We start from the raw sequence: 17,514 nt of genomic DNA on the forward strand, positions 1-17,514 counted from the left end.
AATGGAAAAAATTCAAGATGTAAAGCTTTATATCAATGGTCAATTTGTAGAGTCGAAATCAGGTAGAACATTTGAAAATCTTAACCCTTTTACAAATGAAGTAATAAACCGAATTGCGGAAGGGGATAGTGAAGACATCAGTTCCGCAGTGGAAGCAGCACATGCAGCATTTAAAGGGGAATGGGGAAAATTAAAGGTAAGCGAACGACTGAAATATATTCATAGAATTGCAGATTTAATTGATGAGCATATAGAAGAAATCGCTCCTTTAGAATCTTTGGATACAGGACTGCCAATCAGCCAAACAAAAAATATGGTTGCACGTTCGGCGCAAAACTTCCGTTTCTATGCGGAAATGGTGGCCAGCCGCATGGTTGGAGAGGCGTATCAGGTAGATGGTGAATTTTTAAACTATACCATTCATAAGCCAGTAGGAGTCGCAGGGCTTATTACTCCTTGGAATGCCCCATTCATGCTAGAAACGTGGAAAATTGCCCCTGCATTAGCAACTGGAAATACGGTTGTATTAAAGCCTGGTGAATGGTCCCCTCTAACAGCGAATCGACTAGCCGAAATCATTGATAAGGCGGAGCTTCCGAAGGGAGTATTCAATGTTGTCCACGGGTTCGGGGAAACGGCAGGGGCCTCATTAGTGAAGCATCCTGATGTCAAATTGATTTCTTTTACGGGAGAAACGACAACAGGTTCAGAAATTATTAAAAACGGTGCAGATTCTTTAAAACGCGTGTCAGCTGAATTAGGTGGAAAATCACCAATTATCGTTTTTGAAGATGCGGATTTTGAAAGAGCGCTGGATGCTAGTACATGGGGGATATTTTCTTTTAATGGGGAGAGATGTACGGCTAATTCCCGATTATTTTTACATGAATCTATCTACGATAAATTTGTTTCCGCTTTAAAAGAGCGTATTCCTAACATTGTAATCGGTGATCCCTTACATAAGGATACAGAAGTCGGACCGTTAATTCATGTAGAGCATTTTAATAATGTAAAACGCTACTTAGAGATTGCAGTAGAAGAGGGGGCAGAGGTGTATTCTGGTGTGGTTCCGGAAGAATTCAAGAGAGGTAACTTTGTTCCGCCAACACTGCTTTTAAACGTTGAAAATCATATGAGGGTGGCCCAGGAAGAAATTTTCGGCCCAGTCATGACTGTCATGAAATTTAAAACAGAGGAAGAGGCTATTGAGCTTGCAAACGATGTGAAATACGGATTAGCAGGTTATGTATGGACAAAGGACATTATGCGAGGACACCGTATAGCCCAAGCGATTGATTCAGGAATGATTTGGATTAATTCGCAAAATGTCCGAGACCTGCGCACACCTTTCGGGGGAACAAAAGCAAGCGGGGTCGGTCGTGAAGGCGGACATTACGCATTTGATTTTTACACAGAAGTTCAAGTCATACACGTAGCATTAGCGGAGCATCATATACCGCAATTTGGGAAAAAGAAATAGGGGGAATATATATGCCGGCAAAAACGGGAAAAGAGTATATCGAACGCTTAAAGAAAGCAAATAACAATATCTATATACATGGGGAAAGAGTAAAGGATGTCACAGAGCATGCAGCCTTTAAGAATGTCATTCAATCGATGGCGAAATTATATGATCTTCAATATGAAAAGGCAGATAAAATGCTCTACACCTCTCCGACCACAGGCAAAAAAGTTGGTATGACCTTTATGCAACCGAAAACGGTTGAGGATTTAATTGCTAGAAGAGAGGCAATAACTGAATGGGCCCGCACCTCTGGTGGGATGATGGGGCGCTCGCCTGATTATCTTAATGCCGAAGTAATGGCCATGGGGGTTGCCAATGAATTATTTGCGGAAGCAGACCAGATGTTTGCGGACAATGCGAAAAACTACTATGAATATGCCCGTGAAAATGATATCAGCTTAACTCATACATTAATTCATCCTCAAGTGAATCGTGCAAAAGCACAACATGAGCAAAAGGATGCGAATGTAGCACTTCATTTAGTCGAGAAAAATAAAGAGGGAATTATTGTAGATGGTATTCGTCTTCTTGCTACACAAGGTGGGATTACAGATGAAATTCTTGTATTCCCATCAACAGTGAAAAAGTCAGGTGAATTAGATGATCCTTACTCCTTAGCTTTTGCGATTCCTAATAATACACCAGGGCTTAAATTTATTTGCCGTGAATCCTTTGATTACGGTAAGAATCAGTGGGATCATCCATTGTCCGCTAGATTCGAGGAAGGGGATGCAATAGTTTCCTTTGAAAACGTATTTGTCCCTTGGGAGAGAGTATTTGTTTGCGGAAACTCGTCCATTTGCAACCGTACCTTCCGAGAAACGAATGCTGTTGTTCATATGGCCCATCAAGTATTAGCGAAAAATATAGTGAAAACAGAATTTCTATTAGGGCTCGCCTTAAGTGTCATGGATGCGATTGGGATAGATCAATTCCAGCATGTCCAGGATAAAGGAACAGAAATCATGCTGACTCTAGAAACTATGCGAAGCCATCTATATAGAGCGGAGCATAATGCCAAATTGGATAAGTGGGGAACGATGACGCCGGATTATGCCGCACTGGATGCAGCGAGAAATTGGTACCCGCGCGTATATCCTAGACTGGTAGAAATTTTACGTATTTTAGGTGCATCTGGACTTATGGGAATTCCTACGGAAGCAGATTTCCAAAATGAAGATATCGGAGCGATCATTCATCGCGGCTTACAAGGGAAAAATCTGGAGGGCTATGAGCGTGTTCAATTATTCCGTCTTGCTTGGGATATGACGATGAGTGCTTTTGGAAGCCGTCAAATGCATTATGAATATTATTTTTTCGGAGATCCAATCCGGATGGGAATGGCTTATTTTGATTCCTATGAAAAAGATTCCTATAAAGGGATGATTCGAGATTTTCTTGGGAAAGTAAATACAGGAAAGCCGAGTTTTGTGTGAGGGGGAAACAGATGATGAATTTTAATATCATTCGCGCAGCCAGGGCGATATTAAATGTAACGAATTTAGAGGAATCCCGGCGCTTTTATGTAGATGCACTTGGCTTTGTAGAAACCACAAGCGATCATGATCATATTTATCTAAGAGGTCTAGAGGAGCATTGTCACCATAGCTTAGTTCTGCAAAAAGCGGACGAACCAAGTGTAGAAGCCATAAGCTACAAAGTCCAATCAGATTCTGATTTAGATAGATTATCTGTTTTTTTCTCCGAAAAAGGCATGCAAACGAAATGGTTGGAAAAAGGTACACAAAAGGCAATGGGAAGAGCTCTTCGGGTTCAAGATATATCTGGATTGCCACTTGAATTCTATGCCGAAATGGAAACAGTGGATCGCTTGCTCCAACGCTATGATCTATATAAAGGAGCAAGAGTACAGCGAATTGATCATTTTAACTGTGCTGTGGAAGATGTGGAAATGGCCTACCATTTTTATATCGATGAATTAGGATTTGCCTGCTCTGAATATACTACCTCCGATGATGAACAAATATGGGCTGCTTGGCTGCATCGCAAACCAACTGTTCACGATGTTGCATTCATGAATGGTGTTGGACCACGCTTGCACCATATCGGTTTTTGGCTAAGTGACCCAATGAGTATTATCAACACTTGTGATGTTCTTGCGTCGATGAGATATGGAGCAAGCATTGAACGTGGACCGGGCCGCCATGGCTTATCAAATGCATTCTTCCTTTATTTGCGTGATCCAGATGGACATCGAATTGAGCTTTATAATGGGGACTATTTGACAAGTGATCCAGATTTCAAGCCAATCCGTTGGGATTTAGATGATCCAATGCGACAAACATTATGGGGGCATGCTGCTCCTGACTGCTGGTTTAATGAAGCATCTGTTGTTCTGGATATTCATACTGGGCAGGAAATAGAGACAAAGGAACCAAAATTAGAAAAGAAAAAACCAACTATTATTAATTAGTTTTTAAATTGGGAGATTGGTGGAATTGCATCGCATCTAGGGGATATTAACTTTTTACATTCCACCTTTATTCATTTTTTGACTGAAGGAGTGATTCCGTGTCCAAAGTTATATTTAAATTAAAAGGTTCACACCTTATCCATGCGGGTGAAGCAAATATGGGGGGGAATATTCTCCATCTGGAAGGTGAAAGCTATGAAGTACAGAAGCTTCTATGGGATGCACCTGTATCAGGAACCATTTATGGAACTCTATTAAACTATAAAGGGGAACTGGAAAATCTTGGTGATATAGTGAAGGAAGCTCCTTATAATAATCCTCCGAAAGCTCCTATTCTTTATATAAAACCAATCAATACCATTACTAGCTTTGGTATGCCAATTCCAATTCCAGAAGGCGAGTTGCAACTGGAAATGGGAGCCGCTCTTGCCGTTGTATTTGGACGCACTGCCACTCGAGTAAGCGAAGCACAAGCATTAGAATATGTAGAAGGATATACGATTATCAATGACGTAACCATTCCACATGAAAGTGTATACCGTCCAGCGGTGAAATATAAAGCGAGAGATGGATTTTGCCCAGTAGGTCCATGGATTGTAGAGAAAAAGGGAATAAATCCGGACGCACTTACTATTAAAGTATTTATCAATAATCAGCTAAAACAAGAGAATTCAACGGTAAATTTAATAAGGTCTGTGTCTCGATTGATTTCAGAAGTTACTGAATTTATGACATTCCACAAGGGGGATATTTTGCTTGTGGGTGTCCCGGAAAATCCCCCACTAGCAAGTGCTGGAGACCACGTTCGTATTGAAATCGAAGGAATTGGCAGCTTAGAAAATACGATTGTAAAAGAAACAGAGCTGACAGCGGGGGTGAAGCTATGAAACGGGCTAGAGTAGTATACGGTGGATTAATTCATCATGCTACTGAAAAAAATGGCTTCCTCCAACTGGATAACGGGAAGATGGTGAAGGAGGAAGAGGTCATGTGGCTTCCTCCGGTTGAACCGAAGACAGTCTTTGCACTGGGGCTAAACTACGCTGATCATGCTGCAGAGCTGGACTTCAAGGCACCATCCGAACCACTTGTCTTTCTAAAAGGACCCAATACTTTTATTGGACACCGTGGCTACACTGTTAGACCTGCTGATGCCACTTATATGCATTATGAATGCGAGCTAGCCGTTATTATTGGTAAAACGGCGAAGAACATAAGCAGGGAAAATGCGTATGAGTATATCAGCGGATATACCGGTGCGAATGATTATGCCATTCGTGATTACTTGGAGAACTATTACCGTCCTAATTTAAAAGTAAAGAATCGTGATACATGTACACCGATTGGTCCTTGGGCGGTGGATGCAGAAGATATTGATGACCCTATGAACTTAGAATTAAAAACATACGTAAATGGGAAACTCGTTCAAGAAGGCAATACAAAGGATATGATCTTTAGTATCCCGGATTTAGTGGAATACTTAAGCAGTTTTATGACTCTAAATCGCGGTGACATTATTCTGACTGGAACACCGAAGGGCTCCGTAGATACAGCAATTGGAGACGAGGTTATTACAGAGATTGAAGGGATAGGCAGATTGGTAAATACCATAGTGGGATCAGATTGATGATTAGCTAAGATTATTGATAGATAAAAGTATTATGAATTAAGTGAATTTATAACATGAATCTCTGAAATTGGTTTCGGCATTTCCTTGGAATTAGCGTATGATTAGGTAAAATTAAGGGAGATTGCGACGAAATGGATGGGGATTCCACGAGACCAGCGGAAAATTCCGCCGAAACCAAGGATAATCCCGCGAAATCAGCGGATAATTCCGCCGAAACAGCGAATAATCCCGCGAGATCAGCGAATAATTCCGCCGAAACCGCGAATAATTCCGCGAGACCGGCGGAAAATTCCGCGAAACCGAGGATAATCCCGCGAAATCAGCGGAAAATTCCGCCAAAACCGAGGGTAATACCGCGAAACCGAGGATAATCAGTGAAACCAGCGGAAAACTCCGCCGAAACCGAGAGTAATTCCTCGAAATCAGCGGAAAATTCCGCCGAAACAGAGGATAATCCCACGAAACCGAGGATAATCAGCGAAACCAGTGATTAATCCCGCGAAATCAGCGAATAATTCCGCCGAAACAGCGAATAATCCCGCGAAACCAGCGGAAAATTCCGCCAAAACGGCGAATAATCCCGCGAGACCGACGGATAATTCCGCCAGAGGACAATAATCCCGCGGGATTGAACCATAGTCCCGCCAACCCAGACCAACATCCAGCAAATCACAAAATACAAGCAAAGGAGGATATCATGCCGCATTTTATACTTGAATATACCGGTAACCTGAAACCGGATGCTGATATTCCATCTCTTCTTGAAAAGATTAATAATGTATTAATTTCCTATGATTCTATTTTTCCTATTGGCGGTATCCGCTCAAGAGCCATTGAACTGCAAGATTACAGAGTAGCGGATGGTACGGAAGATGATGCATTTGTGCATGCAATGTTAAAAATCGGTGCAGGTAGAACAGAGGAAGTGAAAAGGCAAGTATGTGATGAATTATTCGAGGTAATAAAGGATCATTTTCAAGAGTTGTTTGAAACCCGCTATCTGGCCCTGTCTATGGAACTAGTTGAATTTAGTGAAGCAGGCACTTATAAACACAATAATATTCATAATCGATATAGGAGGTAACAGAACATGAATGCATTAAAGGAGGCCCATAAAATGGATGATCGTACATTTCGTGATGCAATGGGGAAGTTTGCAACAGGAGTAACGATTATCACTACATCAGTGAATAATCAAGTGCATGGCATGACAGCAAATGCTTTTATGTCTGTTTCTCTTAACCCGAAGCTTGTTCTCATCTCCATTGGAGAAAAAGCAAATATGAATCGGCTTATTCAGGAGTCTGGAAATTTTGGCATTAGTATTTTGACAAAAGATCAGCAGGATATGTCCATGTATTTCGCAGGACAGTTGAAGGAAAAGCGAATGATTGATTTTGACTGGATGCAAGACATTCCAGTGGTTCCTGATTCAATGGCCAATATTACGTGTAAAGTACATGCTTCTTACCAGGCAGGCGATCACACGTTATATATCGGTGAGGTTATCGATATTGTTGTGAAAGATGGTGAACCATTAGCATTTTTTGAAGGGAAATATAGAAATCTAGTCAATTAATAATGGTTATTTTTAATAAAGGCTATTTTCGCATAGATTGTTTAAAATCCAAAAGCCGATTTTAACGTGTTGCTTTTCGTATAAGTTCATCAAGCCTTATAACTAAATGCTTCGTGGCATCTTTTCGTAAGAACATTTGCGAAACTTAGCGAATGAACCTAATTAAGTTCCAAAAGCACAAAATTTACGAAAAGAGCCTTAATTAATATTAAACTAAATAAATGAACCGAAGGAGATTTCATAGGAATCTCTTTTTTTCATAAATGAAGGTGTTGGAATTTTCAAATTTCATAAAGGAATTCCTATTTCGAACGGCGAAATAAGAATAAAGAAGAATAAAGACATTGGGGGAAAAAATAATTGTTAACTATAAAAAAAAGTAATATTGTAGAAGATTTTCATGGCACAAAGGTTGCAGACCCATATCGGTGGCTGGAGGATCCGGATTTAGCGGAGACGAAAGAATGGGGCAACTGGATGTCTGAGCAGTGTGATGCTTACTTCGAGGAAACCACAACACGTGAAAAGGATAGAGAGAGATTAACTGAGCTCTGGAATTATCCTAAATTTTTTGTTCCGAAAAAAGTGAAAAATCGTTTGTTTTATCAAAAAAATGATGGTTTGCAAAATCAAGCTGTCTTGTATATGAAAGAAGGCGGCAAGGAATCGGTTCTTATCGATCCTAATACGCTAAGTGAAGACGGTACGGTAGCAATGACCAATTATTCCTTCAGTGAAGATGGTAGGTATATAGCTTATGCTACCTCCAAACATGGAAGCGATTGGCAGGAGCTTCATATTATAGACATTACAAGTGGAGAAAAACAACCTGATCATATCCAATATGTGAAATTTACAGGAATTGCCTGGGCACCTGACCATACTGGATTTTATTACAGCCGTTTTCCTGAGCCTGGAACGGTAAGCAAGGAAGATGAAAGCAATTTTAATAAGGTATACTTTCATAAGCTCGGTACATCTCAAGAGGAGGATCAGCTAATCCATGAGCAGCCGGAGGATAAGGAGCTGATGTTTAGTGCTTTTGTAAGTGATGATGAACAATACCTCTGCCTTCATGTTAATCTTGGAACCGCAACAGAAAATCGCTTTTATATCAAAAAGCTAGGTTCTGATCATGATTTTACACGCCTATTAGATAAACAGGATGCCGAATATTTATATATTACGAATGTAGGAGATACCTTTTATTTTAAAACAAACTTAGATGCACCGAATGGAAGAATCATTTCCATAAATATATCGAACCCCGAAAAAGCAAACTGGACGGAAGTTTTATCAGAGCAGAAGGATGTAATGGATGCTGTTAAATATGTAAAGGATCACTTTGTTATAGCAATGCTTCATGATGCACATCACCAGCTCCATGTATATAAAGTAGATGGATCCTATGTAAATGAAATATCTATTCCGGTTATTGGTTCCTTAACCAATATTACAGGCTCCAGTAAGGATGATGAAATTTATTTTGGTATGACCTCATTCTTAAGCCCAACCACCGTCTACAAATATAGACTTGTTGAAAATAAACTGGAGATTTTCTCGGAAACTCAGCTAGAAATGGATATTACTTTATATGAAACAAAGCAAATTTTTTATACTTCCAAGGATGGTACAAAGGTTCCGATGTTTCTTACTTATCATAAAGAGCTGGAGTTAAATGGTCAAAATCCAGTTATTTTATATGGATATGGCGGCTTCAATATCAGCATGACACCTTCGTTTAATCCAGCTATTTTGCGTTGGATAGAAAAAGGCGGAGTGTATGCGGTTGCGAATCTTCGCGGTGGAACAGAATATGGGGAAGAATGGCACAAAGCTGGAATGCTTGAAAATAAGCAAAATGTATTCGATGACTTCATCGCTGCAGGGGAATGGTTAATTAATAGCGGTTATACATGTAAAGAGAAGCTCTCCATCATGGGAGGTTCTAATGGTGGTTTATTAGTAGCGGCATGTATGGTGCAAAGACCTGATCTGTATGGAGCTGTTATTTGTCGAGTTCCGGTAATTGACATGCTTCGCTACCACAAATTCACCAGTGGACGATATTGGGTGCCAGAGTATGGAAATGCGGAAAATCCAGAACAATTCCCATTCCTATATGCATATTCACCGCTTCATAATATAAAAGAAGGACAAAAATATCCGCCTGTTTTGATTGCCACGGCAGAAAGCGATGATCGTGTTGTCCCTGCTCACGCCAAAAAATTTGCAGCAACTCTGCTTGAAAAAGCGGATAAAGAATCCACAATTCTTCTTCGACTTGAAGCAAAAGCAGGACATGGTCTTGGGAAGCCAACAACCAAATTAATCGATGAATGGGTCGATTTTTATGCATTTTTAGATAAAGAGCTACAATAAAATAAAAAAGCCTTGAGTTTTAACTCAAGGCTTTTTTGTATGAAAAAACTACATAGAAATCTAGTAATAAAAAGCATGTATTTGGAGAAGATTACATATGGAAACAAATGAATATGGCATTTTGAGTGAAAAGTGAGAAAGTAAATTATTCCATTAATCTTATGATGAGAGGGAAGATTTAAAATAGAGTAAAAATTATTTTAGTAAAATATTTTTTGTTGAAATATAGTTATAATATTCCATGTAAATATATGCAAAAACAAACTATATTAAGGCTTGTGGAGATTATTTTTCATTAATTGCCCTATTAAAAAAATTGTTAATCTTTCTATTTCTGGCCATATTATTGACTGTTTAATTGTTTATAAATTATGCTAATTCTATATTAAAATAATTTTTTGAGGGGAGCGGAATTATGGAAGCATCAATGAAAAAAGATCTAGATTCCAAGTCGCGCAAAAAACATCCACCCGGTCTATATTTGTTGTTTTTAACAGAAATGTGGGAGCGCTTTAGTTATTACGGTATGAGAGCTATTCTCGTTCTATACTTGACAAAATCGCTTGTTAACGGCGGTTTGGGAATGAACGAAAGCTTTGCTTTAGCACTCTATGGATTCTTTACTGGTGCGGTATATTTAACACCTTTAATTGGTGGGTGGCTATCAGACCGTTTCTTAGGTCAGCGATTAGCGATTACGCTAGGCGGTATTACGATGGCAATTGGAAACCTCGTACTGTTCGGCTTTCATACAGAAGTCGGTGTTTATATCGGTCTAATTATTCTGATTATTGGGAATGGATTTTTTAAACCAAATATCTCTACTATTGTTGGAGAACTATATGAGAAAGATGATCCACGCCGAGATCCTGCATTTACGATTTTCTATATGGGGATTAACGTTGGTGCCTTCTTCTCACCATTAATTATTGGTTTAATCACAGATAAGCTTTTTGCAGTTCATAATAATGGTGTTATTGCTTATGGATATAAATATGGATTCTTGGCTTCTGCCATTGGAATGGTAATCGGTCAACTTCTATTTAATCTTTTAGGAAATCGTTATTTAGGAGATATCGGTAAGAAGCCGGTTGGAAAACCAAATGAAACTACTGGTGGAGAAAAAGTTAAAGCTCCATTAACCAAAAAGGAAAGACAAAGAACTGCTGTTGTCATCATTCTTACAGTATTCGTTATTTTCTTCTGGGCAGGCTTTGAACAAGCTGGTGGTGCATTAACTGTTTACACGGATAAATTCGTAAATCGGGACGTGTTTGGATTCGGAATTCCAACATCATGGTTCCAATCTGTAAACCCATTATTTATCGTTGTCCTTGCACCAATTGTCTCTGCGTTTTGGATTAAACTATCCAGATCAAAACGCGGTGATATGGCCGTTCCAACTAAAATGGGACTTGGTATGATCCTTCTTGGTGTGGGCTATTTGGTTCTATTATTGGCAATCATGCAAACAGGTAGTAACGAACATCATATTGTCAATAAAGCAAACTTATTATTTATTGTTGTTACTTATTTGTTCCATACAGTCGGTGAATTGTTCCTTTCACCAGTTGGATTATCAACAGTAAGTAAAATAGCTCCAATAAAATATGCTTCATTATTAATGGGTGTATGGCTAGCAAGTTCTGGTATTGCAAATATTTTAGCAGGTCAATTAGGAAGCTTCACGGAAAGTTTAGGATACTTGCAAGTGTTCGGACTAATTGGATGTGTGACAATTGTATTTGGTATAATTTTATTAGGTTTCTCCAGAAAACTTGTAAAAATGATGGATTAAACCGGAGAGAAATTCTCCGGTTTTTTTTTGTCATAAATAGGTACTTGAATTTTCTGAATCAAATTGACAATTCAACTATAAGGTCGTATTCTATAATTAAATATGACGGGAAAATGAATAGACGGAAAAAATACGTCATATTAATGAAACGGACGAGGAGGAATTAGATGATTTTGCATGGGATTGAAACTGCAGAGAGGTCTACCATTGAAGAACAGCAGCTTCATGATTTGCAAAAAACGATTGACAGAGTATATGAACGTGTTCCGTTTTACCGTAACAAGCTTCAAGAAAAAAATATACACCCAAGTAGCATTAAAACCTTAGATGATTTGGAAAAATTGCCGTTTACAACGAAGAGCGATTTGAGGGCAAATTATCCATTCGGCCTCTTTGCAGCAGATACAAAGGATATTGTTCGCTTTCATGCCTCGTCGGGAACTAGTGGAAAACCCACCGTTGTTGGCTATACGAAGCAGGATATTAAGGATTGGGCTACCATTGTAGCGAGAGCAATCACAATTGCTGGAGGAGGTCCGGAGGATATTCTCCAAAATGCATACGGCTATGGTTTATTTACAGGCGGTCTTGGGTTGCATTTTGGCGGGGAAGAATTAGGCACAGCAGTTATTCCTATCTCAGGTGGAAACACAGAAAGGCAAATTTCCATCATAGAGGATTTTAAACCAACCATACTTTGTTCCACCCCATCCTATGCCTTGAATATTGGAGAAAGAATGCTGGAAATGGGGAAGAATCCACGAATAACCTCATTAAAATATGGAATTTTCGGTGCGGAGCCTTGGTCCGATGAGATGAGACATACATTGGAAGACCTTTTTGATATCAAAGCATGTGATATATACGGTCTAAGTGAAGTAGTTGGACCTGGGGTTGCGATCGAATGCAGCCATGGTCAAGATGGTTTACATATTGCAGAAGACCATTTTTTAGTAGAAGTAATTGACCCTGTAAGTCTAGAGCCAGTTCCTGAGGGGACTGTAGGTGAATTAGTTTTTACAAGCCTTAAAAAGGAAGCGCTTCCAGTAATTCGATATAGAACAGGCGACATTGCATCTTTAACCAAAACGAAATGCATATGCGGAAGGACCACTGTCCGAATGTCTCGGGTAAAGGGGCGCATTGACGATATGATCATTGTTCGAGGAGTCAATGTTTTTCCATCTGAAATAGAACATCATTTGATTCAAATAAAAGAACTGGCACCACATTATCAATTACATCTTCATAGAACATCCTCATTAGACGAAGTAGAACTGCATGTAGAAATAAAAGAAGATCTATATCACACAACATCTCAGAATGTTAACTCTCCCATTATACAAACCTTAAAAGCAGAAATTCAGGAAAAAATGAAATCTTATTGTTATGTCACGATGAAGGTTGTTTTACTGCCTCCAAAAAGCATTCAGCGTTCAGAAGGTAAGGCGGTTAGAATAATAGATCATCGTAAACAGGAAGTAAATAAATAAAATAACAACATTGTAATCGAAAATAGATCGTGAAAAGAAGAAAGGGGATAGACATGAGTACAGTCGATTTTTCCAAATTGACAGAGGCTGAAAAGCTGGAGCAGTTTATGGAGCGAATTGAAAACGGGGAGAAAATTGAGGCAGATGACTGGATGCCGGATGAATACCGAATGGTGCTAGTTAAACTTATTTCCATGCATGGTATTAGTGAGATTATGGGAGCGCTTCCGGAAAAGGAATGGGTTCCAAAAGCTCCATCCTTAAGGAAAAAACTCGGGATAATGGCAAAGGTACAGGATGAGATGGGACATGGACAGCTGTTGCTTAGAGTAGTGGAGGACCTTATTGAACCATTGGGAAAAAACAGAGAGGACATTATGGAGGATCTTTTGAATGGTGATTTAAAATTCCACAACGTCTTTCACATGGAGGCTCCAACTTGGGCGGATGCCGGTATTATTGCCTGGCTTGTCGATGGAGCGGCGATCATGACACAAACAAATATGCTTCAAGCTTCTTATGGTCCATATGCTCGTGCCTTACAGCGCATTTGTGCCGAAGAGGTATTTCATGCCCAACATGGTGAATCCATCATTATGGCATTAGCAGAGGGTTCGGAACAACAAAGAGAGATGCTGCAGGAAGCGTTAGACCGCTGGTGGACATCCTTATTAATGTTCTTTGGTCCTGCAAGCTCGGAAACAACAGGTTCCTCTAAGCAAGATACAACCATTAAATACAAAATCCGAACGAAAACAAATGAACAATTACGCCAGGATTTTTTTACAAAATATGTTCCTAGAGTATTGGCGCTAGGCTTTAAATTGCCAGACGAAACGATGTATTTTGATGAGGAGCAGGGGAAATGGATCTATCAGCAGCCAGATTGGGCGGAATTTAAAAAGATTATTTCTAATAAAGGTCCTAAATCACAGTCAAGATTGCAACTTAGAAGAATGGCTTTTGAAAATAGCCGCTGGGTTCGTGAGGCATTAGGAAAGACAAGTAACGCAATTTAAGGAAAGGATGAGATTTTTTTGCAGAACGCAGATTTTTACCATGTTTTTGAAGTGTTTAGTAAAAGGAATCATAAATCTGATTTTCAGCATCAATTTAGTTTGCTTGCTCCTAACGATGAAATGGCACTTGTTATGGCACAGGAAAATTTTATGCGAAGAGAGCCGGTAGTAGATATTTGGGTTGTGAAGAGATCCGATATATCGAAATTGAAGCCAGAGGAAAAAAAGGCATTAGAACGGTTAGATAACAAGGAATATCGACTAACAAAAGGCTATGGATATTTGAAGAAGAAATGGCGCAAATATGAGCAGCAGGTATTAGATGAGAAGGAAATCATGTCATGGGGAGGGGAACAACGTGGTCCAAATCACAACACCAGAAGAAGCAATTCAAAATAATGAATATAAGACTGCCTTAATAGAGCTCTTATATCAGTTGGCAGACGATGACTTTATCCTTTCCTTTCGAGGTTCGGAATGGCTGGGATTAGCTCCGCATATAGAAGAAGACATTGCGTATGCATCGATTAACCAGGCAACCATGGGGCATGCAGTAATGTACTATGAATTGCTTGAGGCACTGGGCGAAGGGCTGGCAGATGAGCTTGCCCATGGAAGAAAGGGATCGGAAAGAAAAAATGCCATCTTGCTGGAGCTGATGAATGGTAGCGGGTCTTATCTGGAGAACCCAAGCTATGATTGGGCGTTTACAGTCGTCAGACACTATTTCTATGATGTATACAAAAAACTAAAATTGGAATCTCTTAAGCAATCATCCTATCTGCCATTAGCGCAGGCAGCTACAAAAATTAAGATGGAGCAATTTTATCATATACTGCATTGGAGAGTATGGTTTAACCAGCTCGTTCAAAGCGGTGGAGAAGCAAAAACAAGAATGCAAGCAGCAATTCAAAAGGTATGGGATGAATTTGCCGGAGTACTTTCCTATGGGACACATAGCCTGGACTTTTCAAAATATAATTTAATAGAAGAAGAGCAGCTTTTTAAGGAAAAATGGGAAGCGGAAATGAAACAAATCTTTGAGCAAAATGACTTGGTATATCCGGGATTTCCGAATGCGAAAAAAGGGGATGGTCGTTCGGGCGAACATACGAAAGATTTGGACCAGGCATTAGCCGTTCTTAGTGAGGTTTATAATCTCGACCCGCAAGCAGCGTGGTAGGAAAGGTGAGGGAGTAGTGGATGTGCTAGAAACATTACAAAAGAAAGTTTTATCAGCATTGGAGAGTGTTACAGATCCTGAAATACCCTCAGTAAGTGTGATAGATCTTGGGATGATTGAGGATGTATTCGTAGCGCCTGAGGGAACGGTGAAAATCAAGGCATTACCGACCTTTGTAGGCTGTCCGGCGCTAGAAATAATAAAGAAAAACATAATGGAAGCCATTGAGAAGGTGGAAAACATTACGAATGTAGAAGTAGAATTTGTCCTTGATCCTCCTTGGACCTCAGATAGAATTTCTGAGAATGGCAAAGTAAATTTAAAGAAATTTGGTATAGCTCCGCCTCCGGTATTTTTGGAGGAGGCAGCGATGTGGGATGTGGAATGCCCATATTGCGGATCTCATTATACAACGATGGAAAACATATTTGGCCCAACTGCCTGCAGAAGTATTTTATATTGTAAAAGCTGCAAAAATCCATTTGAGGCAATGAAGCCAATATCAAATTTAATGTAAATTTTGAAGAAAAAAATATCTGTAACAATGACTTATCAATATTGGATAAGCGCTATATATACGAAAATAGCAATCTAAAAAATTGGAGAGGATGTATGCATATGTATAAAATGATCGCACTATTTAAAAAGCCTGAGGACACGGAGAAATTTGACCATTATTATTTTGAAACTCATATTCCATTGACTGAAAAAATACCGGGACTTAGAAAAGTAGAAATTACCAAGATGACTGGTTCAAGTCCTTACTATTTGATGTGTGAAATGTATTATGACAGCAAGGAAGCGTTTAAGGAGGCATCGAAAACAGAGGAGTCAAAAGCATCAGGCAAGGATGTTATGTCTTTTGCAGGTGATCTAGTTACATTTATGTTTGGTGAAGAAGTAAATGGCTGATTACGAATTCATACAAGTGGAGGAGAAAAATCAGCTTGGCTTGATTATTCTAAATCGTCCCGAGGTATTGAATGCCTTAAATCGCAAAATGGTCCATGAAATTGTTCAGGCCATGGAGAGTTTTGAACAAAAAAATCATATTCGTGTAATTATTTTATACGGATATGGCAGGGCATTCGCGGCTGGGGCAGATATTGAAGAAATGGCTGCAGATAATCCCATTAGTCTGGAACTATTGAATCAATTTGCCGAGTGGGACCGTCTTACCTTCATTAAAAAGCCTGTAATTTGTGCCGTGCATGGGTTTGCCCTTGGAGGTGGATTTGAGCTAGCCCTCGCCTGTGATTTGTTATTTGCCGCAGAGGATTCAAAATTTGGATTTCCCGAGGTTAATTTAGCCGTTATGCCGGGAGCTGGTGGAACACAAAGACTTACGAAACTTATGGGAAAAACGAAAGCATTGGAATGGCTTTGGTCTGGAGAAATGATGACTGCTTCGGAGGCTGCCCATTTTGGTGTTGTAAATAAGGTTTTTCCAAAGGAAGTATTAATGGAGGAAACGATCAGATATGCTGAAATGCTTGCAAATAAGCCTCCACTTTCCCTTCGGCTGATCAAAGAGTCCGTCTCGAAGGCAGTAGATTATTCCGTCTATGAAGGAATGCAATTGGAAAGAAAAAATTTTTATTTGCTCTTTGCCTCCGAGGATCAAAAGGAAGGTATGAATGCGTTTATGGAAAAGAGAAAGCCAAATTTCAAGGGACAATAAAGGTGGGGTAAGGATGTTTGAGACAATACTTTACGAAGTAAGAAATCACATAGCATGGATCACCATGAATCGTCCGGATAAATTAAACGCATTTAACGGAAAGATGAAAGAAGAAATTACGAGGTCTGTCAAACTAGCAGCAGGTGATGCTGAAGTGAGGGCAATAGTGATTACTGGGGCAGGCAGAGCATTCTGTTCCGGCCAGGATCTTCAAGATGTGGACGTCGATACAGATTATGGAGACCACATCCGGAAATATTATAATCCAATGATCAGACAGTTGGCGTCAACAGAAAAGCCAATTATTGCAGCTGTAAATGGAACAGCTGCTGGTGCTGGAATGAGCCTGGCACTTGCCTGTGATTTTAGGTTAGCTTCAACGAAAGCCAGCTTCATAGAAGCCTTCATTCATGTTGGACTGGTACCGGATTCAGGAAACTTTTATTATCTGCCAAGAATGGTTGGTCACGCAAAAGCGTTGGAGCTTTCCATTTTAGGGGAGAAGATATCAGCTGAGACAGCTAAGGAATTTGGTCTTGTAACTTCGGTTATCCCAGTAGAGAATTGGGAACCAGAGGTGGAAAACTTTGCAATAAGGTTAGCTAATATGCCAACAAAAACAATTGGTTTAATTAAGCGTTATATGTATCAGAGCTGGGAATCGAATCTTTATGAAATGCTGGAAAAGGAAGCATATGCTCAAAAAATTGCAGGACAAACGATCGACCATAAAGAAGGGATAGCAGCGTTTCTGGAAAAGCGGAAGCCTCATTTTAAAGGGGAATAAGGA

The 17,514-nt window shown here is 39.6% G+C and carries 18 protein-coding genes; 17 read left to right on the top strand and 1 reads right to left on the bottom strand.

The features are described from left to right. Position 1 precedes the first annotated feature (1 nt). From hpaE to KHA87_RS00630, 5 genes are all read left to right on the top strand, one after another. Complete coding sequence (hpaE, locus tag KHA87_RS00610; RefSeq protein ID WP_213092197.1) at positions 2-1,480, top strand: 5-carboxymethyl-2-hydroxymuconate semialdehyde dehydrogenase; 1,479 nt, start codon at positions 2-4, stop codon at positions 1,478-1,480. An 11-nt stretch (positions 1,481-1,491) separates the two neighbouring features. Next, the gene (hpaB, locus tag KHA87_RS00615; RefSeq protein ID WP_213092198.1) at positions 1,492-2,961 is read left to right on the top strand and encodes a 4-hydroxyphenylacetate 3-monooxygenase, oxygenase component; all 1,470 of its coding nucleotides are present in this window, start codon (positions 1,492-1,494) and stop codon (positions 2,959-2,961) included. Between the two features lie 14 nt (positions 2,962-2,975). Continuing rightward, positions 2,976-3,959 (top strand): 3,4-dihydroxyphenylacetate 2,3-dioxygenase, encoded by a 984-nt coding sequence (gene hpaD / locus KHA87_RS00620; protein ID WP_213094186.1) that lies wholly within the window; start codon positions 2,976-2,978, stop codon positions 3,957-3,959. Between the two features lie 98 nt (positions 3,960-4,057). Next, positions 4,058-4,846: a fumarylacetoacetate hydrolase family protein gene (locus tag KHA87_RS00625; RefSeq protein WP_349305543.1), complete on the top strand. Its 789-nt coding sequence runs from the start codon at positions 4,058-4,060 to the stop codon at positions 4,844-4,846. After that, positions 4,843-5,586 (top strand): fumarylacetoacetate hydrolase family protein, encoded by a 744-nt coding sequence (locus KHA87_RS00630; protein ID WP_213092199.1) that lies wholly within the window; start codon positions 4,843-4,845, stop codon positions 5,584-5,586. The genes KHA87_RS00625 and KHA87_RS00630 overlap by 4 nt, the downstream gene beginning before the upstream one ends. Before the next feature lie 507 nt (positions 5,587-6,093). Here KHA87_RS00630 and KHA87_RS00635 read toward each other — a convergent pair. Then, positions 6,094-6,237 carry a hypothetical protein gene (locus tag KHA87_RS00635; RefSeq protein ID WP_213092200.1) on the bottom strand — a complete coding sequence of 48 codons (144 nt, stop codon included), beginning with the start codon at positions 6,235-6,237 and terminating at the stop codon, positions 6,094-6,096. A 49-nt stretch (positions 6,238-6,286) separates the two neighbouring features. Between KHA87_RS00635 and KHA87_RS00640 the strand changes: the two genes are divergently transcribed. The 12 genes from KHA87_RS00640 to KHA87_RS00695 all read left to right on the top strand — a co-directional run bounded on the left by KHA87_RS00640 (position 6,287) and on the right by KHA87_RS00695 (position 17,511). After that, a complete protein-coding gene (locus tag KHA87_RS00640) occupies positions 6,287-6,673 on the top strand; it encodes a 5-carboxymethyl-2-hydroxymuconate Delta-isomerase (RefSeq protein ID WP_213092201.1) in 387 nt (128 codons plus the stop codon). A 33-nt stretch (positions 6,674-6,706) separates the two neighbouring features. Continuing rightward, positions 6,707-7,168, top strand: coding sequence for a flavin reductase family protein (locus tag KHA87_RS00645; protein ID WP_213094188.1), 462 nt, complete (start codon positions 6,707-6,709; stop codon positions 7,166-7,168). A gap of 360 nt (positions 7,169-7,528) precedes the next feature. Then, positions 7,529-9,550, top strand: a complete 2,022-nt coding sequence (locus tag KHA87_RS00650; protein ID WP_213092202.1) for a prolyl oligopeptidase family serine peptidase — start codon at positions 7,529-7,531, stop codon at positions 9,548-9,550. Between the two features lie 415 nt (positions 9,551-9,965). Further along, positions 9,966-11,348: a peptide MFS transporter gene (locus tag KHA87_RS00655; protein WP_213092203.1), complete on the top strand. Its 1,383-nt coding sequence runs from the start codon at positions 9,966-9,968 to the stop codon at positions 11,346-11,348. Positions 11,349-11,515: 167 nt separating this feature from the next. Beyond that, on the top strand, positions 11,516-12,841 hold the full coding sequence (locus tag KHA87_RS00660; protein ID WP_213092204.1) for a phenylacetate--CoA ligase family protein: 1,326 nt from the start codon (positions 11,516-11,518) through the stop codon (positions 12,839-12,841). Between the two features lie 53 nt (positions 12,842-12,894). Further along, the gene (gene paaA, locus KHA87_RS00665) at positions 12,895-13,860 is read left to right on the top strand and encodes a 1,2-phenylacetyl-CoA epoxidase subunit PaaA (protein ID WP_213092205.1); all 966 of its coding nucleotides are present in this window, start codon (positions 12,895-12,897) and stop codon (positions 13,858-13,860) included. Between the two features lie 18 nt (positions 13,861-13,878). Further along, positions 13,879-14,259 carry a 1,2-phenylacetyl-CoA epoxidase subunit PaaB gene (gene paaB / locus KHA87_RS00670; protein WP_213092206.1) on the top strand — a complete coding sequence of 127 codons (381 nt, stop codon included), beginning with the start codon at positions 13,879-13,881 and terminating at the stop codon, positions 14,257-14,259. Further along, positions 14,219-15,043 carry a 1,2-phenylacetyl-CoA epoxidase subunit PaaC gene (gene paaC, locus KHA87_RS00675; RefSeq protein ID WP_481748330.1) on the top strand — a complete coding sequence of 275 codons (825 nt, stop codon included), beginning with the start codon at positions 14,219-14,221 and terminating at the stop codon, positions 15,041-15,043. The genes paaB and paaC overlap by 41 nt, the downstream gene beginning before the upstream one ends. A 16-nt stretch (positions 15,044-15,059) precedes the next feature. Then, positions 15,060-15,560: a 1,2-phenylacetyl-CoA epoxidase subunit PaaD gene (paaD, locus tag KHA87_RS00680; protein WP_481748331.1), complete on the top strand. Its 501-nt coding sequence runs from the start codon at positions 15,060-15,062 to the stop codon at positions 15,558-15,560. A 101-nt stretch (positions 15,561-15,661) separates the two neighbouring features. Further along, the gene (locus KHA87_RS00685; protein WP_213092209.1) at positions 15,662-15,955 is read left to right on the top strand and encodes an EthD family reductase; all 294 of its coding nucleotides are present in this window, start codon (positions 15,662-15,664) and stop codon (positions 15,953-15,955) included. Then, on the top strand, positions 15,948-16,724 hold the full coding sequence (locus KHA87_RS00690; RefSeq protein WP_213092210.1) for an enoyl-CoA hydratase/isomerase family protein: 777 nt from the start codon (positions 15,948-15,950) through the stop codon (positions 16,722-16,724). Before KHA87_RS00685 ends, KHA87_RS00690 begins: the two co-directional genes overlap by 8 nt. A 13-nt stretch (positions 16,725-16,737) precedes the next feature. Further along, entirely contained in the window at positions 16,738-17,511 is a 774-nt protein-coding gene (locus KHA87_RS00695; protein WP_213092211.1) for an enoyl-CoA hydratase-related protein, read from the top strand. Positions 17,512-17,514: the final 3 nt, after the last annotated feature.

Origin of the sequence: Bacillus sp. FJAT-49736 (assembly GCF_018343615.1) — a bacterium.
Taxonomy (GTDB): Bacteria; Bacillota; Bacilli; order Bacillales; family Bacillaceae_C; genus Margalitia.